Below are 23,099 nucleotides of genomic sequence, written 5' to 3'. Positions count from 1 at the left end.
ATTACTAAGTTTTGTCGGAATTTATCATTTTTTTACGGTAATTGTAATGGTGATTCTATTTTTTAGTTTGTGTAACAAAGGTGTGTTCTGGATTACGTTTTGTTAAATAAAGGAATAAATAGGTCTATTTTATGTAGTGAAATTTAATTTGGAAACTCAATAAAATACTAGTAAGGAATCGTTCTCATGTTAGGTTTTCTGACATGGGTTTTATTTTTGTCAAGAAAATTATTTGCGTTCGGGCAAAGTTATTTTGTTGTCAGATTTTAAATTTTGATTTATGATTTTTAACAGGGACAAAATGTAGTGAATTGTCGAATAATATGTAATACTCTTAATTTCAAGTTTTATAAAGATAGATAGAATGAGAGATAGAGTGAAACATCGAAGAGGGGGTTACAACAAATATGAAAAGAATAGGACTTGCATGGCAAATTTTAATAGGGCTTGCGCTTGGTATTGCAGTTGGAGCGATTTTCTTTGGCAATCCGGCAGTGGTGAGTTACTTACAACCAATTGGTGATATTTTCATCCGATTAATTAAAATGATCGTTGTACCGATTGTTGTAGCAAGTATTGTTGTTGGGGTTGCTGGTGTTGGCGATGTAAAAAAATTAGGCCGACTAGGCGGAAAAACAATTATTTACTTTGAAATTATTACAACAATTGCAATTATTGTCGGTCTATTAATTGCGAATATTTTCCAACCAGGAAAAGGCGTGAATATGGAGCAGTTAACAAAGACAGATATTTCGAAATATACACATACGACAGAGCAAGTACAAAGTCATTCGTTTGCAGATACATTTGTAAATATTGTTCCAACAAACATTATGAAGTCATTAGCTGACGGAGATATGCTTGCTATTATCTTCTTCTCTGTATTATTTGGTTTAGGTGTAGCAGCAATTGGTGAAAGAGGAAGACCGGTTCTTCAATTTTTCCAAGGTGTAGCTGATGCGATGTTTTACGTAACAAATCAAGTTATGAAATTTGCACCATTTGGTGTGTTTGCACTAATTGGAGTTACAGTTTCTACATTTGGTCTTGCTTCGTTAATTCCATTAGGGAAATTATTAATTGTAGTATACGGGGCAATGATTTTCTTCGTTGTAGTTGTCTTAGGACTTACAGCGAAAATATTTGGAATTAACATTTTCCAATTCTTTAAGATTTTAAAAGACGAGCTGATCTTAGCATATTCTACAGCGAGTTCAGAAACAGTTTTACCGAAAATTATGGAGAAAATGGAGAAGTTCGGTTGTCCGAAAGCAATTACATCTTTCGTTATTCCGACAGGTTATTCATTTAACTTAGATGGATCAACTTTATATCAAGCAATTGCAGCTATTTTCTTAGCGCAAATGTACGGTATTGATTTATCTATTACACAACAAATTACATTATTACTTGTATTAATGGTTACATCAAAAGGTATCGCAGGTGTACCGGGCGTATCATTCGTTGTATTATTAGCGACACTTGGTACAGTAGGTATTCCACCTGAAGGTTTAGCATTCATCGCCGGTATTGACCGTATTTTAGATATGGCTCGTACAGCAGTTAACGTTGTAGGTAACTCTTTAGCAGCTGTAGTTATGTCTAAATGGGAAGGTCAATATGACGCTGAAAAAGGACAAGCCTATTTGAAAGAAATTTCTAATAAGCAAGCAGCTTAATTATAATTTGAAAAAAGCTCTCACATAATATGTGAGGGCTTTTCTATATAGAAGGGAAGCGGACGTAATGAAACGTAAATATGGTGACGGTTCTTCGTGGAAGCGACTAATAGAAAGGAATTATACGGTTAAGCAAATAGAAGAGGGAATGCTAGGAATACTGGAAATAAAAAAGGTGAGAGAACCTAGTTGTAAAGAATATGACGGGAAAGAGCTATGTATTGCTGGCAATCAGTATACGTGGATTCAATATTTCATAGACGGGAAAAACTTTGCGATTACCGCTATGTTAGATGATCAAAAGGAATTAGTGCAATATTATATCGATGTGGCGAAAGACTATGAAATAGACGAGCGTGGTTTACCGTATTTTGATGATTTATATTTAGATGTGGTATTATTACCGAATGGTAAAATGTATGTATTGGATGAAGATGAGTTAGAGGATGCTTATAAAAGTGGCGATGTTACAAAAGAAGAGTATGAGTTAGCTTGGTACACTACAAAGTGGATTATAGCTGCAATAAAAAATAATGAATTTTATTGGATTTCAATATTGGAAGAAGAAATCAAAAAGTTAAAATGATTATTGTATTCAAATTTTTGTATAATTACCAAAAAAATCTATACAAAAAATAATTGACTTTTGTTTTGTAAGCGAGTAAAGTTAGGGAAGAAATTATTATTAAAAAATAAATATCAAACCTTCTTATAAAGAGAGGCGGAGGGACTGGCCCTACGATGCCTCGGCAGCGGACTCGATTTTAGAGTGCTGTGCCAAATCCAGCAAGCATGTGCTTGAAAGATGAGAAGAGCGTTTCTTATAGATGTATAAGACCTCTTCTCGTTGGAAGAGGTCTTTTGTTATTCATTAGAAAAAAGGTTGAAACTAGGGAGAGATGGTACTTTGAAAGAAACGAGAGGAAATGGTTTAGCTTTATTACCACTTGGGATATTTTTGGCGCTATTTATAGGTTCTGGAATTATTACAGGTGATTTCTATAAATTGCCGATACTTGTAGCAATTTCAATTGCTGTAGGAGTCGCTTTAGCGATGAATCGTAAAGAAAGCTTTCATGTAAAAGTAGAAAGATTTGCTAAAGGTGCAGGAAACCCAGATATTATGATTATGGTTCTAATCTTTGTACTTGCAGGAGCATTTTCTGAAACGGCAAAAGGGATGGGCGGCGTTGATTCTACAGTTAACTTAGCGTTATCAATTTTACCGCAAGGATTTATTATAGCTGGAATTTTTGTTATAGGGGCATTTATTTCATTAGCAATGGGAACTTCAATGGGAACAATTGCCGCATTAGCACCGATTGCGGTAGGTATTAGTGGGCAAACTGATATCTCCATTGCGCTTGCAATGGCTACCGTTGTTGGCGGGGCGATGTTTGGTGATAATTTATCATTTATTTCAGATACAACAATCGCAGCTGTACGTTCACAAGGAACAGAAATGAAAGATAAGTTTAAAACGAACTTTTTAATTGTATTACCAGCGGCTATTATTACAATTGTACTATTAGTAATTCTTACTTTAGGAAGCGACACGCAAGTTAAAGCGCATAGCTTTGACTTGATAAAGATTTTACCGTATGCAGGAGTACTTATTACAGCGCTACTTGGTTGGAATGTACTTATTGTATTAACTGGTGGAACTGTACTATCTGGGGTTATCGGTCTTTTAGATGGAAGTTACACGTTAGAGAGCTTCTTTAAAAGTGTAACGACTGGAATGGGCGGCATGATGGAGTTAGTATTACTCGCTATTTTAATTGGCGGTATGGTTGAATTGATCCAATATAATGGTGGTATTCAATATTTAATGAATCTTTTAACGCGTAACATTCGTTCTAAAAAAGGAGCAGAGTTCGGTATCGCTGGTTTAGTAGGGATGACGAATATGTGTACAGCAAATAATACAATTTCTATTATCTTTACAGGTCCACTTGCAAAAAACATTGCAGATCAATATGAAATTGATCCTCGTAAATCAGCGAGTGTATTAGATCTTTTCTCATGCTGTGTGCAAGGATTAATTCCGTATGGTGCACAAATGTTAACGGCAGCAGGATTTGCGGCGTTATCTCCAATTGAATTGTTACCATATGCGTTTTATCCGATCTTAGTGGGAGTATGTGGAATCATTTCTATATTAATTGGTTTCCCGAGGTTTTCTAAAGTAGCAGAAAAGAAAGAATATCATAAAACAGCATAATGAAAATGAAGTTTATTAAAAGTAACGAAAGCCGTTCAGAGAATGTTCTCTGTGCGGCTTTTTTTGTGCGATAAAAGAGTGAATAATCTCATGCTACCTTATGTTTTTACAAAAGGCTGAATGCAACTCGGTCTTAAGTCTGAGTTGAAAACGGTTCTTAAGCTCGTTATGGAAAAAAGAAAAAATAGTTAAGATAAGAGTATCAAATCGAAGGGAGGCAAGCACAAGATGAAACAATTTCTAGCGTTTATCGCGGCTGGTATTTTAGCTTTAATTGCTCTTGGCAGTCTTGCTGGTATTATAGGATTCGCAATTGGAGCAGGAGTTGTGTACTGGAGCTATAAATCATTTGTGCGAGCACAATCATTTTTTGGAAAGTTAGCTTGGGGTATTGTTGGTTTAATCGGCTTGTCCATCGCCCTTTCTCATTCCCCAGCATTAATCGGTATTGCCGCATTAGTAGTTTTATACTACGGATACCGTGAGTGGAAAAAAGAAAAAGATGTAGTTGTTGATTCTGCTCCAGAAAGTTCTAAACCATATAGCAACTTTGAAGATGAGTGGAACAAGTTAATGAAAAACTAATAAAAAATAAATCAAATCAAATTTATAAAGTAGAAGAGAGGAAGATTATAATGAAACAATCTTTATTCGGACGTGTACGCGATGCAATTTTAGCAGATTTTCATAATGTATTAGATGAGAAAGAAAGAAAAAACCCAATTGCTATGTTAAACCAATATTTACGCGATAGTGAGCGTGAAATAACAAAAATTGAGAAGTTAATTCAGCGTCATAAAACATTAAAATCTAACTTTGCTCGTGAGCTTGAGCAAGCTCGTTATTTCGTAAATAAAAGATCAAAGCAAGCGCTTATCGCTCAAGAAGCAGGCGAATTACAACTACATGAGCGTGCATTAGAAGAAGTAGCTTACTATGAAGGGCAAGTAACTCGATTAGAAGAAATGTATGCAGGTGTTGTAGAGCAAATTGATGAGTTAGAGCGTCGTCTTTCTGAAATGAAAAATAAATTAAAAGAAATGCACGCAAAACGTATGGAATTAATGGCACGTGAAAATATGGCACATGCAAATCGTCGTATGAATACTGCGATGCATAAAATGGATGAAAATAATCCATTCTTACGCTTTGAAGAAATTGAAGAGCATATTCGTGACTTAGAAACTCGTATGAATGATGAGCATGAACGTGACACATTTGATATGAAAATTGCAAAACTTGAGCGTGAAATGAAAGAAAAGAATGATGTATCGTTAACGAAAGAGTTAACAAAATAATAGTAGTATATTATAAAACAGGCTTATGATATAGTGATAGGAGAAAAGGTGTTGGAAAGCAATGCCTTTTCTTCTATGTATATGTGACAAGAAGGGGGGAGCTGAAATGAAGAAGCATTTTTCAAAAACACAATTAATGGGGATGCTCCTCATCATATTTGGATTCGGTCTTTTTCTTGATATGATACTTGGACATTTTGAACCAGGTGGTCTTATTTTTGCATTTATTATGCTTATGTTTGGAAGACATTATCGTAAAAAGAATCGTTATGTACGGGGAAATGTATTTTTATTTGTTGGTGGTATCGTATTTTTATTCTTCTTATTTTCATCAGCAGCATTTGTTCTTGTCGTATTTGCTTGTTTAGCTTTAATTGGTTATCAATTGATTCAACAAGGACATAAGCAAAAGGCAATGAAGGTTGAAATTAAAGAAAAAGTGATTATAGACGAAGAGAAACAAATATATCGTACAGAACCATATTTAAAAAACATGTTTGTAGGTAATGTACGAATGATGGATCATATTTATGAACTTGAGGATATTAATGTTCAATATGGTGCTTGTGATGTGGAAATAGATTTAACAACTGCTATGATTCCTGAAGGGGAGACGGTAATTGTTATTCGGGGTGTCGTTGGTAATATTCGTTTATATGTGCCATATGATATTGAACTGTCTTTAAATCATTCTGTTATTGTCGGACGTGTGCTCTTGCCAGGTCATGAGGAGACGGGGTTTAACCGCAATGTTACATTTAGAACAGAGCAGTATAAAGAGGCTCCTCGTCGTATTAAAATTATTTCTTCGCTTGTCGTAGGCGATACGGAAGTGAGGAAAGTATAATGAAGAAACAAAAAAATATTTCGTGGATGTATATTCGTTATTCTATGTTGTCCTCAGTTAGTATCGCACTCATTTGTACAATTGTATATGTATGGAAAAGTGAGCAACAAGTATATGATTTATTATGGAAGGAATCCATCGCTTCTGTTCCAATTGGCTTGTTTATTATGACTACAAGTTTACTTATCGGGGGAATTGTAGGATATGCAATCGGTTACTATATAGAGCAGCGTATACAAGGGTTAAATACATTTCTATTTGAAGTGGAGCGAGGGAATTTTCCAAGCGATGTTTCGTTTACTGCAGATGATGAATTTCATGAAGTGGAACGAAAAGTAATCGGTCTGGCTCGTCGATTAGAGGAGCAAGCTGGACTCTTTCAAAAAGTAACGAATGAACGAGCTCATTGGAATGAAGAGATGAGACAAGAAGCGATTTCCCAAGAAAGGCATCGATTGGCGAGGGAGCTGCATGATTCTGTAAGTCAGCAGCTTTTTGCAATGTCGATGATGATGTCGGCTATTAATGAACAAGTAGCTGAATTTCCAGAAACGACGAAAAAGCAGTTGCAACTTGTTGAAAATATGGTTGTAAATGCACAATCAGAGATGAGAGCATTGCTTCTTCATTTACGCCCAGTACAGTTAGAAGGTAAGAAACTAACAGAAGGTATAGAAGAATTATTAACAGAACTATCTAGAAAGCAACATATGAAAATTGAATGGTTAATTGAACCGATTCAATTAAAAAAAGGTGTAGAAGATCACTTATTCCGCATTGTACAAGAGGCGCTATCTAACACTTTACGTCATGCGAAGGCAAAGAAAACGGAAGTGCGTCTTCGAAAAATTGATCAATATGCAATATTGAAAATTATTGATGATGGTGTAGGTTTTAAAGTAGGAGTGAATAAGGCAGGTTCTTACGGATTAAGATCAATGCAAGAGCGAGTTCATGAAATTGGTGGTACATTAAAAGTGCTTAGTTTTCCAAATAAAGGTACACAAATAGAAGTAAAAGTACCGATTATGATTGAGAGAGGGGGAGAATCATGATAAAAGTATTACTAGTGGATGATCATGAAATGGTTCGAATGGGTGTATCAGCATATTTATCAACGCAGCCAGATATTGAAGTAGTTGGAGAAGCTGAAAATGGAAGAAAAGGTTCAGAGTTAGCTTTGCAATTAAGGCCGGATATTATTTTGATGGACCTTGTCATGGATGAGATGGATGGTGTTGAAGCAACACGTGCTATTATTCAAGAATGGCCAGAAGCAAAAATTGTAGTTGTAACGAGTTTTTTAGATGATGAGAAATTGTATCCTGTTATTGAGGCTGGAGCGACAAGTTATTTATTAAAAACATCAAGAGCGAGTGATATAGCAGACGCTGTACGAGCTACTTATGATGGAGAAACGGTATTAGAGCCGAAAGTTACTGGTAAAATGATGTCTCGTATGCGTCAGAAGAAAGAACAACCTTTGCATGAGGAGTTAACAGAAAGAGAGTCTGAAATTTTGTTATTAATTGCAGAGGGGAAAAGTAATCAAGAGATTGCAGATGAGTTGTTTATTGCCCTCAAAACAGTAAAGACACATGTGAGCAATATATTAAATAAGCTAAATGTAAGTGACCGGACACAGGCGGTTATTTATGCGTTTCGACATCAATTGACGAAATGATACAGTGAAACTTTAATCAGTGGGGAGCTATTCCCACTGATTATTAGTTTGCACCGAATCTTTTTATTGACGCTAATATATGTAAGCGTTATCATTAAGTTGTTAACAGTACATATAAAGGGGAGAATGTATATGTTAGTTCAAACGATATTTGGCATGGATAAATCAAAAAAATTAGGGGATTATGTGAACGCATTACAAGCGCTTTGTGAACAATATAATGTTGAAACAGATAAAATTGCAATTGTTGAGGCGACAGAAGAGTACTATTTATTTTTAATAAAGCAAGAAGATTGCTATGATGTCGTCAAAGTAGAAACAGTGGATACAAATATCGACTATTATACGAAAGCGTATAAAATAAGCAGTTTTAATCATACTGCTTATCAAAAGTAAAAAACTCCCTTTTGGGAGTTTTTTTAGGATGCTTTTACTTCACGAGATTCGGTTAGTAAGGGAACTTTTTTCGCGCCACTTAGCTTAGCGATTGCAAGGCCAATAAGAGCTCCGGCTAATGCAGGTACTAGCCAGCCTATTCCTTCATTATATAAAGGGATAAATTCAAAATATGATGTGATAAATGAAACTGAAATACCCCCTTGTTTTAATCCATCAAATACGCTCACTATAGCTGCTCCAATTAAAGCACCTACATAAACAGAACGATATCCCCCAAAATATTTATGCAGTAACGATAGTAGAACAAGTACAATTGCAATTGGATATACAACAAGTAGAATTGGAACAGAGATGGCAATGATTTTTGTTAAACCTAAGTTAGCAACTAGTAACCCTAAAGCACAAATGATACTTGCAAATGTTTTGTATGAAAATTTAGTCAATAATGTTGAGAAATATTGACTACATGCAGATACGAGTCCAACACATGTCGTTAAGCAAGCGAGTGTAACGATTAGAGCTAGTAGAAGTAAGCCGTATGGACCGAATAATTGTTGTACGATGACAGTAAGTAACTGTCCGCCATTTTTTGCATATCCGAGCGAGACGCTAGTTGTACCGAGCCAGCCAAGCGCACCATATACAAGTACGAGACCAGTAGCGGCAATAAGTCCTGCTTTTGCTGTTGCGATGGCAATGGATTTAGGATCATTCACACCTTTAGAGCGAATAGCATTTACAACGATAATTCCAAATGCAAGTGCTGAAATGGTATCCATCGTTAAGTATCCTTCCATAAATCCTTTGAAGATCGGGGAAGTTTGATACTCTTGCATCGCTGGTCCTGATTGCCCAAGTGGTGTAAATACACTTTTAACAAACAATAAGAAAATAGAGAGTAATAAAATAGGTGTTAATATATTTCCAATGCGATCTACAAGTTTAGATGGATTCAAGCTCAGCCAAAATACGATAGCAAAGAATATGATTGTATATACAAATAGCACTAGGCTGCTAGAACGGATTGTTTCTGGTAAGAAAGAACTTACGCCCATTTCATAAGCGACATTTGCAACGCGTGGAATACCCATAGAAGGACCAATGGCAATGTATACAACTACCGTAAAGAATATTCCGAATAATGGGTGAACATGACTTGCAAGTTGTTGCATACCATTTCCTGATAAAGAAATTGCGATAACAGTTAGTAGTGGTAAACCGACTCCTGTTAGTAAAAATCCAATCATTGCTGGCCAAAAGTTTTCACCTGCATTTTGTCCAAGCATGGGAGGGAAAATTAAATTACCTGCCCCAAAAAATAAAGAAAATAGCATAAGACCCGTGAAAAAAATATGTTTTTTTGATACAGTGTTCATTGTTTTTCCTCCTTTTTTAAAATTCATTTGTAAGAACACAAAAAACTCGTCCCTAAAGAAAGGGACGAGTTTTATTTACCCGCGATACCACCCTAATTTATACATGTAGAAATAATTCTATATGTATACGGCTTTGCAACGTACAACATGATACGTGTTCCTTGTAACGGGGGACAGCCGGTAAGAACTTACTATAACATTCGGTTCTACTTCTCGGAGATGATTTTCGGCTACGCACTGAACGTTGGCTTTCAGCAAATCGCCAACTCTCTGGGGAACAGTTCTATAACGTACTCGTTCTCGTCAATGAATTTTTATTCAAGTATTCTGAAAGTATTGTCACATTTTTTTTTTAGAAAGTCAATATATTTTTTAATAAAATATATATATGCGGAAATGTTATTTGTTTTGAAATGAATAGTTGATGTAAATTGACTTGTAAAACAGAAGTAAAAATTTGCGGAGAATTGTAAAAATTATAGAGAAAGTTGATATTTATAGGAGTAAAGAAGGGATTATTTGAATTTACAGAGAATAATACAACAATCCACTTGCTGGAAAGAACAAACCAAAAGAGGTGACTGGAATGCTTGCGATGGGAGTATTATTTGGCATTATTGCTATAATTGGTTTTATGTGGTTATATTATTCGCGTTCGTTTAAACAAGCAGAAGTTTTACTCTTTCAAAAAGGTAGTTTGTTGACAAATCAGTCTAGATATTTAGTATGTCCGAAGTGTGGAAGTGCACAGGCCAGAAGTGGAGGGTATCAAGAGTGTTGCAAAATTAGATTATGAAAGAAGGAAGCCTCACATTATTTTGTGAGGCTTCCTTCCTTACAACTTCATGGCGCTCCAAATGGTCCACCGATCCCTTTCGATAATAGGAGCGACGTTTTGTAAGGCAGTCTGTACTTGTTGTAGAAGTTGAGAAAGTTCATAATCTGTTAATTCGTATAGAATGGATCGACCTGTTCGGGGAGATAAATCTTGCAATAATGCTTCTACAGAATCATGTATTTTTCGTACTTCCCATTGTGTTTGAGTGGGGAACACGTGAAGAAAATATTTTTGTAATTCTTGTTGTATCGTGGTGGTTTTTGGTCGTCTTTTTGATTCTATTTCGATAAGTTTCGGAAATATAGAGAAAAAATATCCACGAATGTGTTCAGGGCTTCCAGGAATTGTACAATCTTCAATGGTTCGGTCTTGTACAATAAGTACACCGTTTTTCTTTAATATACGAGAAGCTTCACGTAGAAATGTAGGAATGTCTTGCAAATGATGAATAACCGCACGCGAAATAACAATGTCGAATGTATCGTTAGGATATGGAGTACTATGTGCATCACCGTGAATGAATGAAATATTTGAAAATCCACTACAGTTTTCTTTTGCAGCTTGTAATATTTCTTTTGAAAAATCAAGCCCAACAACACTTTTTGCTCCCATAAGAGCAAGTTCTTTCGTATAAATCCCGCCACCACAGCCGATATCAATTATTCGTTTGTTTTGTATGTCTGTAATATTTTTTATCATTTCTCTCCAAGAAATATGAGCGTTTCGCTGTGCGTATGTGTATTTATTATTTGCATCGTGAAAATTAATGGGCATGAAAAAGACCTCCTTTCAATGCTTAGTATAGCGTATTTTATAGTGTGTCACGTTTTTGTTTTTTATATGAAGATTATAAGAGTTTCTTATTGTAAAAGGAGGATTAAGGTGAGAAGGAAATATGTAGTGCTGTTATTTGCTATGTTACTAGCATCTTGTAGTCAAGTTGAGCAAAAAAAAGAAACAAAAAAAGTGGAAGAGACGGTGAATGAAGTGAAAGAAACAATAGAGGTAACCGTTATACAAAAAAAAGATAAAGAGAAAAAGTTACAGGAATCTGAAGCTAATGTAGTAATAGACATTATAGATAAAGCTGAAAAACAAGAAATAACAGGTAGCTTCGGTGAACCTGAATATGAAATACAAATTAGTAGAGATGGGAAAAAGGAAACATATTATGCATGGCTAAGAGGAGAGGATAGACGAGGATGGATACAACATAAGAAAGCTATGTATATGCTGAATAAAAAAGATACAGAAAAGCTTTTGGCTATATTTCCAAATGTATCAGAACAAAAAGAAGATGAGATACAAGTAGGTCCTTTAACGGAAGTAACGAAAAAAGATTTGCAGATTACCGCGTTTCATATTAAAGCCGGCGATCAAAAAGTGAATTATACAGTACGGTATACGATTTCACAATCACTATACAACAAGTTAGAGAAGGAACAAAAATACTATTTGCAGGTTATTTTTCCAGAAAAAGTTCAAAAATTAATTGGAGCAAAAGAGAGTGAAAAAATCTTAGGAGAACAGGTAAAGGAAGGATATAAACAGTATGAATTGCATGCTACTGTTCCGGTACAAGGTGCTTCAGAATCACAATTAAAGTCATTAGAAACATATTATGAAAATTATGATTTAAAAATATTAAATAGTAAACAAGAAAAAATAGGTGTTTTTCAAAATATTATTCAAATTGTTAAAGAGTATGGTGAAAAAATGAATTTACAAAGGTAAAGTGAATCTTTATTTAGTCCTTACGGATTGGGGGGAATAAAAATTTTTCAATTTTATATGTACTTTCCTAGGAAATGATAATAGAGAGGGGACGCCCCTCTCTATTACTTTGCTTTTGCAGATGGCTCATTCATTGATTTTCGTGTAATAAGGAAAGAAATCATAAGAGCGGAAAGGATGATAAGGGCAATAAATACGTGATTGGGCAACAAATCTAATAATAATACGTAACTAACGGTATAAAAAATAAGAGTTGAAGCTAAAAATGATAGAGCGCCTATTATGAGAGATTGTAAATTCAATTGTGTGCACCTCCTTTTATTTATATTTTTGGCTAAAAATGGATTATATAAACATTATTTCTAACAATAGAAAAAAATATGTCATAATAGAGAAAAGAACAAGCTTTGATGAATGTATATGATTCATTAATGAAAGATAAAGGAGAGGAATATGAAAAATAATAAAAAAGGATTATGGGGAATTCTTGTTGCAATAGGGCTATTTTTACTTTCTAAGTTAAAGTGGGTATTTGCAATTTTTAAATTAGCAAAGTTTTCAACGGTATTTAGTATGTTTCTATCACTTGGTGCGTACGCGGTTATATATGGTTGGAAATTTGGGGTAGCGCTCATTTATTTGTTGTTTATTCATGAAATGGGCCATTTATGGGCTGCGAAAAGAAAAGGTATACCAACATCGCCAGCAATATTTATTCCATTTATGGGCGCTCTTATTGGGATGAAAGAGATGCCTAAAAATGCAAAAGATGAAGCATATATTGCCTATATGGGACCTCTTTTCGGATTACTTTCATTTTTACCGGCTATTCCACTTTATATGATAACGAAAGAGCCGTTTTGGGCGCTCATTATTTTACTCGGAAGTATGATTAATTTCTTTAATTTAATTCCGGTTTCTCCGTTAGACGGGGGACGGATTATTTCAGTTGTAAGTACGAAAATTTGGGGAGCAGGGCTTGTTTTACTACTTGGGTATTCAATTTATTTTAAAAGTATTTTGGGAGGATTTATTGTTATTATCGGCTGTATGGAATTGTATAGAGTAATAAAAAGAGATGAGCCAATTAAGGAATTAGGATATAAAATTGATGGAATGAAAGAATATGTTGCAAGGCTTGAAGAGGAGTTAAAAGAAACTGGTGCTGTGCATCGAAATATATATATGATGCAACATGAAATAAATGTATTAAGGCAAAAAGAAAGAGAGAAAGAATTAAAAACAGGAGAATTTCAAAAGATTGAAGTGTTAGAGTATTTGTTACCGAAGTTTGAGCCACTGGATTACGTCCCGTATGAAGATGAAAAAGAAACACATACCATTCATATAAGAGAAGCATTTGAAATGTCAGAAAGAAAATTAGAGGAATGGGATGCGGAAAAGAGACAACAGGAAAACTACTATAAAGTGGATACAAAAACGAAATGGACGGTATTTGCTTGTTATATCGGATTAATGGCTATACTTGGCTACGCAGCTTATGAAGGATATATTGTTTTACAAGAACATTTGCCAACGAGAAATGTATAAAAGAATATTGTCGAAATGATAGGAAGAATTTATACAGGAATTATATTTCTACGAGAGAATGTTACAAGTATAGTCATACATTGTAATATCTTTAGTAGAGAAGGAGTTCTGTATATGAAGAAATTGTTAAATGTATTCGTGATTATTATCGTAATGATCATTGCGAGCTATAGTCTTATGAAAGTATTATTACATTATGCGAATAAGCCCGCTGAGGTAAGTACAACAGCTGAAATAGAAGATGTGCAAGAAGAGACAAAAGTACTAGATTTTATTCGTATGACACATGAAAGTTATAATAATTTCTTAAATTATGGTAAAGCAGAGAATTATACAGAAGGGGACTGGAACCAATTTAAACAATGGTTTCAACAACAAGAATCATCGTTAAAAAATATACATACAGACATAAAGAATGAAAAAATAAAACGTGATGTAAATAGAAGCTATGAAATTGTAAAAAAAGGTGTGGAGCTCCAAAATATTGAGTATGTAGTGTATGCACATTGCGTATACCATGACTTAGATATTATTGTAAATAAATATAGAGGTGAAACGAACATCTGGGGGTATACAGAATTTGGAGATGGGAAAGATATAAAGGTAATTGAACAAGCGATACAGTCTAAATAATAAGCGAGCTAGCATTCTAGTTGGCTTATTTTATTTTGTAAGTTCAATGTTCATATATTTTTCACAAAAACACCGTGTTAATAGTGATTAAAATCACAATCTGTATTATACAATTCAGTTAAACTAAAAACAGTTAAGGAAATAGAGGAGTGGGATACAATGTTAAGTGAAAAAACAATTGAAATCGTAAAGTCAACAGTACCATTATTACAGGAAAAAGGCGTTGAAATTACAACGAGATTTTATGAAATTTTATTTTCGGAACATCCGGAGTTATTGAATATTTTCAACCATACAAATCAGAAAAAGGGAAGACAACAACAAGCGTTAGCGAATGCTGTTTATGCAGCTGCAACGTACATTGATAATTTAGAAGCTATTATTCCAGTTGTAAAACAAATTGGTCATAAGCATAGAAGTTTAGGTATTAAAGCAGAGCATTATCCGATTGTAGGTACATGTTTATTACGTGCAATTAAAGAGGTCGCAGGTGCACCTGATGAAGTATTAAAGGCATGGGGAGAAGCGTATGGTGTCATTGCTGATGCATTCATTAGCATTGAAGCAGAGATGTATGAAGAAGCGGCACATAAAGAAGGTGGATGGAAAGATTTCCGTAACTTTGTAGTTGTTAAAAAAGTGAAGGAAAGCGATGTTATTACGTCATTTTATTTAAAACCTGAAGATGGAGGGAAAGTTTCTTCATTCATTCCAGGACAATATGTAACGGTTCAAATCAATATCGAAGGTGAAACATATACACATAATCGTCAATATAGCTTATCAGATGCTCCTGGAAAAGAATATTATCGTATTAGTGTCAAGAAAGAAAAAGGTGTAGATACACCGGACGGTAAAGTATCTAATTACTTACATGATCATGTAAAAGAAGGCGATATGTTACCAGTAAGTGCACCAGCGGGAGATTTCGTATTAAATATGGATTCAACATTACCAGTTGTCCTAATTAGTGGTGGAGTAGGTATTACACCAATGATGAGTATGCTAAATACGTTAATTGAACAAGATTCAAAACGTAATGTATGTTTTGTTCATGCAGCACTAAATAGTAATACACATGCAATGAAAGAACACGTTGAGGCAGTAGATAATGAATATGAACAAGTTAAAGCATATACTTGTTATTCTGCACCAACTGAAAAAGATTTAGAAATGAAGAACTTTGATAAAGAAGGTTTTGTTGAAAGAGAATGGTTACAAACTATTATTCCGACAACTGAAGCAGAGTTTTATTTCTGTGGTCCAATACCATTTATGAAACATATAAATGCTGTACTAACTGATTTAGGTGTGAAACAAGAACATATTCATTATGAATTTTTCGGTCCAGCAGCAAGTTTACAATAAATTGAGCTTTAAGAAGCAAAAAAACGAGGTGTTATTTTACCTCGTTTTTTATTTGTTCTCGTAATAGTCGATTTACTGTTTCACGGCGTATACCGATCAGTTGACCAATTTCAGTTTGCGTTAATATTTCATATATAGGAATGTCACCTAAATATAGTGTGAACCATTCTTGTAAGCGATGAAGGCGTTCTTTCGGAGAGACGGTCGTCAATTGGTCGATACGTTGCTGCATCATTCTTAATTTTGACTGTAATTGCATAGCGATATTTGCATATGATGCAGGATCCGCTTGAAGTTGATCATACCATTCATTACTCATTATAGGTTCAACTTCTGTTTTCATTAAAGCGATTGCTGTACCGTGATATTCCTTCGGTGAAATTAAAGAATGGTGAGGTATCGTTTCTCCTGGAACGATAATATTGAATAGAAATGGTGTTCCATTTTCTTCTAACCTTACTACTTTTAATAAACCTGTTTTTATAAAATATAAAGGACCGTCCTCACCTTGACGGAATAGTACATCTCCTTTGTGTAAAATCAATGTTAGCCCCCCATTTAAACATTTCTATTTCTTTTATTTTAGCGTATATGTATAAAGATAATATACTTTACAACAGCAATTTCATTGACGAAATATATGCTATTACAGTAGTATACTATTTAGTGTGTAATAGTACTAGCAATGAATACGCTGTAGGGGGTTTAGTATATTGTTAGATGCGATAAAAATGACGGATATGAGAATTCCAGCGAATGCCATCATTCATGTAGAAGAGATGAAAGGTGGAGTCGTGTTATCCGTTGAAGTAGACGGCCAAATTATTTATACGATGGCTTATGATGAAGAAACAGATAGTTATGCTGAATTATATGATCGAAACGATAAGAGGGCGTGCCAAGTACATGAAGATTTTATGGGATGGTCACTTCTTCATTAAAAAAGATGTCAATATGACATCTTTTTTTATTAAACCGATAGAATATACAAAGAAATGAAATATAAGGATAAAATTTGTAATAAATGATTTTGCATTGTTAGCACTTTGTAACTGCAACTGAATTATTTTTTCGCTATCATAAAGATAACAGTCGCAGTCATAGGAGTGGTCAACGTGAAGAAAGTACATATTTCCAATTACATGTTATTATGTGTTTGTCTAATTTTATTTGTTCTCTTAGGAGGATTTTTATATTCATGTGTATAAGAAAAAACGCATTCTAAAAAGAACGCGTTATAAAAAAGAAGTAATGATTAATCTAGTCCCAAGAATAATTAATGTGATACGCAATAAATTAATTACGGCGTTACCGCTTAATTTTGTATTAATATATGCCCCGATTTTTCCACCAATCCATGCACCAGGAATAAGAATTAATGCGTAAATCCAGCTAACATTTCCAAGGGAGATGTGAGTTGCAGAACTTACAATTGCTGATAGAAATACGATAAACATCGAAGTTGCTACAGCAATATGTGCTGGGAATGCAAAAAGTAGCATCATTGCTGGAACAAGTAAAGCACCGCCACCAATTCCAAATAATCCAGATATAAAACCAACTATAAAGGCGATAAAGATAGCGAGAAGCGGTGGGAATTGATAGTGTACAGTGTTTCCTTCGTTATCTGTAAAAGAGCGCTTGATTACAGTCATATTTGATAAAGAAAGGGGTTTTAATTTGTCTCGTAACATAAGAAGAATGGAGACAAAAATAAGAAAAATCCCAAAATATAAAGAAAATGTATCTTGGTTTAAAAATTTATTCGCCCACGAGCCGATGATACCACCAGGGCCACTCCCGATAAATAAAATAAGTCCACTTTTGTAATCTACTCGTTTATGCTTCATATAAGTAAGGGTGGAAGATAGTCCCGTAAAAACGACTGTTACCATTGAAGTTCCTACTGCAAGTTGTGGTGACAGGCTATGTAATCCGATTAATAACGGAACAATAATAATTCCGCCGCCAAGTCCGACTAGACTCCCGACTGTCCCGGCGATTAGCCCGATGAAAAGTAACATGATGTATTCCAAAATTGCCAACTCCTCTATATAACTTATCCACCAATTATTATACACGCTTTTTCATGAGAAAAAGCTTTGTTCACAAAAAAGTCGTCTTCCTAGAAAAATAAGGAAGACGACTTTTAATTAAAAGATTAAGTGTAATAAAGAATAAAATAAAGCAGCTAATGAAGCTGAAATAGGAAGTGTGATAACCCAAGTAATTAACATACGTTTTGCAGTTCCCCATTTTACACCTTTTACACGATGAGAAGCACCAACCCCTAAAATAGAAGAGGAGATAACGTGCGTCGTACTAACTGGTAAGTGAATGAATGTTGCCCCGAAAATAACAAGAGATGATGATAAATCAGCAGCTACACCATTTACAGGACGAATTTTCATAATTTGTCCACCGACAGTTTTAATAATTTTCCATCCGCCGACAGAAGTACCAAGACCCATTGCAATGGCACAAGATAATTGTACCCAGAACGGGATGTCGCTAGAAGTATGATAACTATTCGCCATAAGAGCCATTGTAATAATTCCCATTGCTTTTTGCGCATCATTCGTACCATGTGTATAAGCTTGTAATGCAGCAGTGAAAATCTGGAATATACGGAAGTTTTTGTTTGTCTTCGTTAAATTAAAGTTTTTAAAGACGACTTTAAAAATACTGTATACGATATAACCAATAACAAATGCGATAATTGGTGAAATGATTAAAGCTTCAATAATTTTTATGAATCCTTTAAAGTTTAATGAACTAAAACCAGCAGCAGCTATCGCTGCACCTGCGATGGAGCCAATGATTGCATGCGAAGAACTACTTGGAATACCGTAGTACCAAGTAATCAAATTCCATGCTATTGCCGCAAGTAAAGCAGCTAAAATTACAAGAGAACCATTTTGTAAAGCGAACGGATCAACGATATCTTTCGTAATCGTTTTTGCTACACCTGTAAATGTCATCGCACCTAAAAAGTTCATAATAGCTGCCATAATAATTGCATGTCTAGGCTTTAGAGCTTTCGTTGAAACAGCCGTTGCAATAGCGTTTGCTGTATCGTGAAATCCATTAATAAAGTCAAAAGCTAAAGCGCAAATGACTACTAAAACGGTCAGTATCAAGAGTGTATCCATGATCAAACTCCTTACGCGTTCTTCATAATAATTGTTTCTAATACGTTTGCAACGCTTTGGCAGCTATCCGCTACTTCTTCAAGCTCTTCGTAAATCTCTTTGTATTGAATGATCTTAATTGGATCTTTTTCACGAGAGAATAAGTGCTTAATCGCGTGACGGCGAATATCATCACATTGTGATTCATAATCTTTAATCTTAATCGCATTTGTACGAATGTCGACTAATTTTTTGTTAGACATTAATTCAACAGAGTTTGCAATTTCAATCGCACATTGATTAATTGCTTCTACGAATTTAATCATGTATTCATCAGCTTCTGTAATAGAATACATTTCGAATAGACCAGCACTATGATCTAATCCGTCTAATACATCATCCATACTCATTGCAAGCTGTAGGATGTCCTCACGTTCAATAGGAGTAATAAACGCTTTGTTTAGCTCCATAATGATTTCGTGAATAAATGAGTCACCTTTTGACTCATACTCTTTCATGCGCATAGAAAACTCTTTTAAATCGCTAGCATTTTTAATTTTATACTCCACGAAAAACTGCGCGCCTTCTTTTAAATTTTCGGAAACATTCATTAACATTTCAGAAAATTTATCTTTTTTTGATTTAAAGACCATTATTAGTTACCCCCACAAAAGTAATATATGTAAAATATATTGGCTAGTCAATTCTAACAAAAAACTGTCGTTTTTTAAAACATTTTATCGAAAAGTTTACAAAAACTTAACATAACTCTTATTGTTGTATTAATAATATTAATAATCAATATTGAATATCTTACTTGTAGAATGTCCTTTTCTTGCAAAAAGTATGAATGTGAAAGAAAAGCTTTACACTACAGGAAAGACTACGTTATTATAATAAATTTAAAAGGAGGTATATTCTTCCTTTTGAAAAGAAGAGTGTAAACAAACGAAGGAAGTGAACGAATGAAATTGAAGAACACTCACTTAAAAAAAATGCAGGAGTGGTTCAACAAGAGGAAGAAGCTTCGTAATTCATTAATTGTATTAGGAAGTTTGCTCGCTACTCTATTTATTGCTATAAATATAATAATTTCTATTCAAGACATATCTGAATTAAAGCAAGCTGTTCCGCAGCCGACCTTAATTTATGATGCAAATAATGAAGTTGCGACTAAATTAGCTTCTTCTAAAACAGAAGGCGTAAAAAAGAAAGATATTCCTGATATTATGGTTCAGGCCATTGTTGCAGTAGAAGATAAGGAATTTTTTAACCATCACGGGATTTACTATAGTGGAATTATAAGTGCAGTTTTTAAAAATATTACAGCAGGAGAAGTTGTAGCAGGGGGAAGTACAATTACACAACAACTTGCGAAAAATGTATTTCTGACACAAGACCGCACATACTCTCGAAAAATTAAGGAATATTTTTTAACAAAAAAAATAGAGCGTACGTATACGAAAGATGAAATCATTGAAATGTATATGAACCAAATTTATTTTGGTGAAGGTGCTTGGGGTATAAAAAGAGCAGCTAAATCTTATTTTGATAAAGATGTAAAAGATTTAACAATTTCAGAAGCAGCAACGATTGCGGGCTTGATTAAAGCACCATCTGCGTATTCACCTTATAAAAACTTTAACAAGTCAATTGAAAGACGTAATGTCGTATTAAGTTTAATGAAAGAGCAAGGGTATATTTCGGACGAACAGTATAATAAAGAAAAAGAGAGTGGACTTGTGTTAAAACGTGGCGTTGATGATAAATACAAGGGAAAATACTCTCAATATGTAGATTATATTGTTAGAGAGGCGATGGACAAGTACGAATTAACACAAAATGAAATTTTAGCAGGTGGTTATCGTATTTATACAGAGCTTGACCCGAAAAAACAACAGGCCGTAGAAGACGTTGTGAATAATGATAGTTATTTCAAAGATAGTGGCTCAGACCAACTCATGCAAACGGGTGTAGTTCTTATGAATCCCAAAACAGGTGGTATACCAGCTTTAGTTGGAGGCAGAGGGCCGTATCAGTTTTTACAGTTTAACCATGCAACCCAATTAAAAAGACAACCGGGCTCAACGTTAAAACCTTTGGCTGTATATGTACCAGCGTTAGAACAAGGATATGAAGTATACGATATATTAAAAGATGAACCATTTAACATTAAAGAATATAAACCACAAAATAGCGATCATACTTTTCACGGTGATGTGACAATGTATGAAGCCGTAGCAAAGTCGTATAATGTTTCAGCTGTGTGGCTATTAGAACAAATTGGATTAGATAAAGGATTGAAATCTTTAGAGCGATTTGGTATTCCATTAGTGCCAGAAGATCGTACGTATCCGATTGCTTTAGGCGGTATGCATGTGGGGACATCTCCATTTGTAATGGCTCAAGCATACAGTACATTTGCAAATGACGGAGTCCAAGTGGAAGCTCATGCAATTAGGGAGATACAAAATGCTGAAGGTGAAACGCTTGGAAAGTGGTATAAGAAAGAGACACGAGTGACGAGTGAGAAAGTTTCTCAAAAAATGACATATTTATTAAAAGGTGTTGTCGAAAAGGGAACGGGCGAAAAGGCAAAAGTTAATAATGTTGATACGGCAGGTAAGACAGGAACTACTCAAATTGTAAATGGCCCGAGCACCGGTGCAAAGGATTCATGGTTTGTTGGATACACACCAGATTTAGTAGGTGCGATTTGGGTAGGATATGATAAAACCGATAGCGATCATTATGTTCCGGGTGGTAGTCAAATTACGACGACAATGTTCCGGGATATTATGAAAAAAGCGAACGCAAATCCAGCTCAAAAAGCATTTCAGTTATCGCTCATATCTGAGGCTGATTATAAAAAACAATTGACTACAATAGAAGAGGAAAAACGAAGAAAAGAAGAAGAGAAGAGAAGGAAAGAAGAGAAGAGAAGGAAAGAAGAGGAACAACAACGAAAACAAGAGCAACAAGAGTGGCTTGATAAAGTGAAAGAATGGATTCCTTCATTTTGGTAAAAGAAAGAGGCGAATAACGAAATTCGCCTCTTTTTTGTATGAAAAACAAAATGAAACTTTAAATGGTAGAGATTTTCATCTATCCTTATTAGCTATTATTCGTTAAGTATAATGTTCGTACTGCCATAGGATTCGGAATCGTATGTGACACTTATTCTACCTTTGCTTATAGGTTCATAAGGTAATTCTTCTTCGTAATTACCGTTATTCTCATTGTGGATAGAAAGTGTGATTTCATCGATTTTTTTATTTGTATACTGATTTTTAATCGTTTCAGCAATTTGGAGTAACGCCTCGGAACTAGAAGCTTTCGTAATAAGCATTCCTTTTATAACCCTTTTTTCATTATTTGTGGAATTGGAATAAGGGATGTTGCTTTGTTTTGTATACAAAAGTTTGTATGGAGCAGTTTTTCTCTCTGCTTTTGATATAGTGGAATATTTTAGAGTTAAAAAAAATCCTACACATAAAATAATGCATACCATAAGTGCAAACCAAATGCGTATTAGTGACATAACTCTCATTTTCATCCCTCTTTCATATCTTTGACTTCACTATTTATCATACAAAATAAGGATTAAGATAGAGTAAATTTGAGGTAAAGAAACGTAAAGAAGGAGCACTTATCCTCCCAAATAAGTGCTCCTTTCTATATAAAGAGAGATTTAATGCATGGTTAAACGATACATATTATTATAAATATACTTCTTAAGCGAAAATTAGTAAATTCGGAATACAGATAGTGTTGCTGTTGTATCGCCTGTGTTTGGAATAGAAATAGTGTTTGCTGTAGGCTGTATAGCAATCGTTGTACCAGCTTGTAAAGTAACAATTGTAGAGAAAGAAACAGCACTACCGATAACGTTAGTTGAGAAATTACGAGTAGGTGGTTGACCATTGAATGAAATACCGAATCCAAATGGTGAAGACCCTGGGAAAGTTGTAGACGCTGAGAAACTAATATCATATACGCCTGTTTCTAAAATCGTTAAAGTATCTGAAGTATCATTGAAAGAGATATTAGTTAATTCAAACACTTGATTGAATTGAAGGTTTGTTCCAGGTGATATAGTTTGTGGATTTGAGTTTCCGATTGCCGCGATCGTTACAGGAATTGGTGTACCCGCTGGTCCGGTTGCACCAGTAGCACCTTGAGCACCAGTAGCACCTGTTGCGCCTGCTGGTCCTTGAACACCTTGAGGTCCTTCAGCCCCCGTAGCACGTGTAGCCCCTGCTGGTCCTTGAACACCTTGAGGTCCTTGAGCCCCCGTAGCGCCCGTAGCGCCTGCTGGTCCTTGAACACCTTGAGGT

General features: G+C 34.7%; 25 protein-coding genes, 1 riboswitch and 1 other annotated feature. Of the genes, 16 read left to right on the top strand and 9 right to left on the bottom strand.

Annotated elements, in window-relative coordinates:
• Positions 1-407 precede the first annotated feature (407 nt).
• The 9 genes from gltP to MR147_RS24375 all read left to right on the top strand — a co-directional run bounded on the left by gltP (position 408) and on the right by MR147_RS24375 (position 8,128).
• Positions 408-1,679, top strand: coding sequence for a glutamate/aspartate:proton symporter GltP (gene gltP, locus MR147_RS24415; protein WP_071727969.1), 1,272 nt, complete (start codon positions 408-410; stop codon positions 1,677-1,679).
• A gap of 67 nt (positions 1,680-1,746) precedes the next feature.
• On the top strand, positions 1,747-2,265 hold the full coding sequence (locus MR147_RS24410; RefSeq protein WP_074609400.1) for a ribonuclease FAU-1 family protein: 519 nt from the start codon (positions 1,747-1,749) through the stop codon (positions 2,263-2,265).
• Between the two features lie 120 nt (positions 2,266-2,385).
• Positions 2,386-2,491: riboswitch (SAM riboswitch) on the top strand.
• 95 nt (positions 2,492-2,586) lie between these two features.
• Positions 2,587-3,903: a Na+/H+ antiporter NhaC family protein gene (locus tag MR147_RS24405; protein ID WP_074609402.1), complete on the top strand. Its 1,317-nt coding sequence runs from the start codon at positions 2,587-2,589 to the stop codon at positions 3,901-3,903.
• A gap of 228 nt (positions 3,904-4,131) precedes the next feature.
• Positions 4,132-4,488: a lmo0954 family membrane protein gene (locus tag MR147_RS24400; RefSeq protein ID WP_000808632.1), complete on the top strand. Its 357-nt coding sequence runs from the start codon at positions 4,132-4,134 to the stop codon at positions 4,486-4,488.
• 50 nt (positions 4,489-4,538) lie between these two features.
• Positions 4,539-5,201, top strand: coding sequence for a PspA/IM30 family protein (locus MR147_RS24395; RefSeq protein WP_000814145.1), 663 nt, complete (start codon positions 4,539-4,541; stop codon positions 5,199-5,201).
• Positions 5,202-5,307: 106 nt separating this feature from the next.
• The gene (gene liaF / locus MR147_RS24390) at positions 5,308-6,048 is read left to right on the top strand and encodes a cell wall-active antibiotics response protein LiaF (protein WP_074609403.1); all 741 of its coding nucleotides are present in this window, start codon (positions 5,308-5,310) and stop codon (positions 6,046-6,048) included.
• Complete coding sequence (locus MR147_RS24385; RefSeq protein WP_074609405.1) at positions 6,048-7,103, top strand: sensor histidine kinase; 1,056 nt, start codon at positions 6,048-6,050, stop codon at positions 7,101-7,103. Before liaF ends, MR147_RS24385 begins: the two co-directional genes overlap by 1 nt.
• A complete protein-coding gene (locus MR147_RS24380; RefSeq protein ID WP_000598709.1) occupies positions 7,100-7,732 on the top strand; it encodes a response regulator in 633 nt (210 codons plus the stop codon). The genes MR147_RS24385 and MR147_RS24380 overlap by 4 nt, the downstream gene beginning before the upstream one ends.
• Before the next feature lie 57 nt (positions 7,733-7,789).
• Positions 7,790-8,128, top strand: coding sequence for a DUF3922 domain-containing protein (locus tag MR147_RS24375; protein ID WP_139302860.1), 339 nt, complete (start codon positions 7,790-7,792; stop codon positions 8,126-8,128).
• A 23-nt stretch (positions 8,129-8,151) separates the two neighbouring features.
• Here MR147_RS24375 and brnQ3 read toward each other — a convergent pair whose 3' ends face one another.
• Positions 8,152-9,507: a branched-chain amino acid transport system II carrier protein BrnQ3 gene (brnQ3, locus tag MR147_RS24370; RefSeq protein WP_074609409.1), complete on the bottom strand. Its 1,356-nt coding sequence runs from the start codon at positions 9,505-9,507 to the stop codon at positions 8,152-8,154.
• Positions 9,508-9,564: 57 nt separating this feature from the next.
• Positions 9,565-9,823: a binding site (T-box leader), on the bottom strand.
• A 270-nt stretch (positions 9,824-10,093) separates the two neighbouring features.
• On the opposite strand from brnQ3, the gene MR147_RS24365 reads away from it, so the two are divergent.
• Positions 10,094-10,303, top strand: coding sequence for a hypothetical protein (locus MR147_RS24365; protein WP_000880630.1), 210 nt, complete (start codon positions 10,094-10,096; stop codon positions 10,301-10,303).
• A 39-nt stretch (positions 10,304-10,342) separates the two neighbouring features.
• Here MR147_RS24365 and MR147_RS24360 read toward each other — a convergent pair whose 3' ends face one another.
• Positions 10,343-11,119: a class I SAM-dependent methyltransferase gene (locus tag MR147_RS24360; protein ID WP_074609411.1), complete on the bottom strand. Its 777-nt coding sequence runs from the start codon at positions 11,117-11,119 to the stop codon at positions 10,343-10,345.
• Positions 11,120-11,227: 108 nt separating this feature from the next.
• Between MR147_RS24360 and MR147_RS24355 the strand changes: the two genes are divergently transcribed.
• Positions 11,228-12,079 carry a YhfM domain-containing protein gene (locus MR147_RS24355; protein WP_242304809.1) on the top strand — a complete coding sequence of 284 codons (852 nt, stop codon included), beginning with the start codon at positions 11,228-11,230 and terminating at the stop codon, positions 12,077-12,079.
• A 104-nt stretch (positions 12,080-12,183) separates the two neighbouring features.
• Here the strand turns inward: MR147_RS24355 and MR147_RS24350 are convergent, their stop codons facing one another.
• On the bottom strand, positions 12,184-12,381 hold the full coding sequence (locus MR147_RS24350) for a hypothetical protein (protein ID WP_001053353.1): 198 nt from the start codon (positions 12,379-12,381) through the stop codon (positions 12,184-12,186).
• 151 nt (positions 12,382-12,532) lie between these two features.
• Between MR147_RS24350 and MR147_RS24345 the strand changes: the two genes are divergently transcribed.
• From MR147_RS24345 to hmpA, 3 genes are all read left to right on the top strand, one after another.
• Positions 12,533-13,630, top strand: coding sequence for a site-2 protease family protein (locus tag MR147_RS24345; protein ID WP_071741634.1), 1,098 nt, complete (start codon positions 12,533-12,535; stop codon positions 13,628-13,630).
• A 114-nt stretch (positions 13,631-13,744) separates the two neighbouring features.
• On the top strand, positions 13,745-14,263 hold the full coding sequence (locus MR147_RS24340) for a hypothetical protein (protein WP_242304808.1): 519 nt from the start codon (positions 13,745-13,747) through the stop codon (positions 14,261-14,263).
• Positions 14,264-14,422: 159 nt separating this feature from the next.
• The gene (gene hmpA / locus MR147_RS24335; protein ID WP_074609415.1) at positions 14,423-15,631 is read left to right on the top strand and encodes an NO-inducible flavohemoprotein; all 1,209 of its coding nucleotides are present in this window, start codon (positions 14,423-14,425) and stop codon (positions 15,629-15,631) included.
• Positions 15,632-15,662: 31 nt separating this feature from the next.
• On the opposite strand, the gene MR147_RS24330 is transcribed toward hmpA, so the two are convergent.
• Positions 15,663-16,175: a Crp/Fnr family transcriptional regulator gene (locus tag MR147_RS24330; RefSeq protein ID WP_000600590.1), complete on the bottom strand. Its 513-nt coding sequence runs from the start codon at positions 16,173-16,175 to the stop codon at positions 15,663-15,665.
• Positions 16,176-16,344: 169 nt separating this feature from the next.
• Here MR147_RS24330 and MR147_RS24325 point away from each other — a divergent pair, with 169 nt between their 5' ends.
• The gene (locus MR147_RS24325) at positions 16,345-16,572 is read left to right on the top strand and encodes a hypothetical protein (RefSeq protein WP_000882907.1); all 228 of its coding nucleotides are present in this window, start codon (positions 16,345-16,347) and stop codon (positions 16,570-16,572) included.
• A 294-nt stretch (positions 16,573-16,866) separates the two neighbouring features.
• On the opposite strand, the gene MR147_RS24320 is transcribed toward MR147_RS24325, so the two are convergent.
• The 3 genes from MR147_RS24320 to MR147_RS24310 all read right to left on the bottom strand — a co-directional run bounded on the left by MR147_RS24320 (position 16,867) and on the right by MR147_RS24310 (position 19,415).
• On the bottom strand, positions 16,867-17,667 hold the full coding sequence (locus tag MR147_RS24320) for a sulfite exporter TauE/SafE family protein (protein WP_000455758.1): 801 nt from the start codon (positions 17,665-17,667) through the stop codon (positions 16,867-16,869).
• A gap of 117 nt (positions 17,668-17,784) precedes the next feature.
• Positions 17,785-18,783 carry an inorganic phosphate transporter gene (locus MR147_RS24315; protein ID WP_000380271.1) on the bottom strand — a complete coding sequence of 333 codons (999 nt, stop codon included), beginning with the start codon at positions 18,781-18,783 and terminating at the stop codon, positions 17,785-17,787.
• 11 nt (positions 18,784-18,794) lie between these two features.
• Positions 18,795-19,415, bottom strand: coding sequence for a DUF47 domain-containing protein (locus MR147_RS24310; RefSeq protein ID WP_000231448.1), 621 nt, complete (start codon positions 19,413-19,415; stop codon positions 18,795-18,797).
• Positions 19,416-19,727: 312 nt separating this feature from the next.
• On the opposite strand from MR147_RS24310, the gene MR147_RS24305 reads away from it, so the two are divergent.
• Entirely contained in the window at positions 19,728-21,788 is a 2,061-nt protein-coding gene (locus tag MR147_RS24305) for a transglycosylase domain-containing protein (RefSeq protein ID WP_074609416.1), read from the top strand.
• A 95-nt stretch (positions 21,789-21,883) separates the two neighbouring features.
• Here MR147_RS24305 and MR147_RS24300 read toward each other — a convergent pair whose 3' ends face one another.
• Both MR147_RS24300 and MR147_RS24295 read right to left on the bottom strand, forming a co-directional pair.
• Complete coding sequence (locus MR147_RS24300; protein ID WP_001265566.1) at positions 21,884-22,312, bottom strand: hypothetical protein; 429 nt, start codon at positions 22,310-22,312, stop codon at positions 21,884-21,886.
• Positions 22,313-22,507: 195 nt separating this feature from the next.
• Positions 22,508-23,099, bottom strand: a 592-nt coding sequence (locus MR147_RS24295; RefSeq protein ID WP_242304807.1) for a Gly-Xaa-Xaa repeat protein, incomplete at its 5' end; no start/stop codon positions are given.

The organism is Bacillus cereus group sp. BfR-BA-01350 (genome assembly GCF_022663775.1).
Lineage (GTDB): Bacteria > Bacillota > Bacilli > Bacillales > Bacillaceae_G > Bacillus_A > Bacillus_A paranthracis.
Note: the sequence above shows the minus strand (reverse complement) of the source record. Positions and strands in the feature narration are given on the sequence as shown.

Excerpts from the sequence above, each read along its gene's own strand:
- MR147_RS24380 (WP_000598709.1), top strand. The coding sequence starts at position 7,100 with ATGATAAAAGTATTACTAGTGGATGATCATGAAATGGTTCGAATGGGT.
- MR147_RS24410 (WP_074609400.1), top strand. The coding sequence starts at position 1,747 with ATGAAACGTAAATATGGTGACGGTTCTTCGTGGAAGCGACTAATAGAA.
- hmpA (WP_074609415.1), top strand. The coding sequence starts at position 14,423 with ATGTTAAGTGAAAAAACAATTGAAATCGTAAAGTCAACAGTACCATTA.
- MR147_RS24400 (WP_000808632.1), top strand. The coding sequence starts at position 4,132 with ATGAAACAATTTCTAGCGTTTATCGCGGCTGGTATTTTAGCTTTAATT.
- MR147_RS24300 (WP_001265566.1), bottom strand. The coding sequence starts at position 22,312 with ATGAGAGTTATGTCACTAATACGCATTTGGTTTGCACTTATGGTATGC.
- gltP (WP_071727969.1), top strand. The coding sequence starts at position 408 with ATGAAAAGAATAGGACTTGCATGGCAAATTTTAATAGGGCTTGCGCTT.
- liaF (WP_074609403.1), top strand. The coding sequence starts at position 5,308 with ATGAAGAAGCATTTTTCAAAAACACAATTAATGGGGATGCTCCTCATC.
- MR147_RS24345 (WP_071741634.1), top strand. The coding sequence starts at position 12,533 with ATGAAAAATAATAAAAAAGGATTATGGGGAATTCTTGTTGCAATAGGG.
- MR147_RS24315 (WP_000380271.1), bottom strand. The coding sequence starts at position 18,783 with ATGGATACACTCTTGATACTGACCGTTTTAGTAGTCATTTGCGCTTTA.
- MR147_RS24360 (WP_074609411.1), bottom strand. The coding sequence starts at position 11,119 with ATGCCCATTAATTTTCACGATGCAAATAATAAATACACATACGCACAG.
- MR147_RS24305 (WP_074609416.1), top strand. The coding sequence starts at position 19,728 with ATGAAATTGAAGAACACTCACTTAAAAAAAATGCAGGAGTGGTTCAAC.
- brnQ3 (WP_074609409.1), bottom strand. The coding sequence starts at position 9,507 with ATGAACACTGTATCAAAAAAACATATTTTTTTCACGGGTCTTATGCTA.
- MR147_RS24385 (WP_074609405.1), top strand. The coding sequence starts at position 6,048 with ATGAAGAAACAAAAAAATATTTCGTGGATGTATATTCGTTATTCTATG.
- MR147_RS24340 (WP_242304808.1), top strand. The coding sequence starts at position 13,745 with ATGAAGAAATTGTTAAATGTATTCGTGATTATTATCGTAATGATCATT.
- MR147_RS24310 (WP_000231448.1), bottom strand. The coding sequence starts at position 19,415 with ATGGTCTTTAAATCAAAAAAAGATAAATTTTCTGAAATGTTAATGAAT.
- MR147_RS24365 (WP_000880630.1), top strand. The coding sequence starts at position 10,094 with ATGCTTGCGATGGGAGTATTATTTGGCATTATTGCTATAATTGGTTTT.
- MR147_RS24395 (WP_000814145.1), top strand. The coding sequence starts at position 4,539 with ATGAAACAATCTTTATTCGGACGTGTACGCGATGCAATTTTAGCAGAT.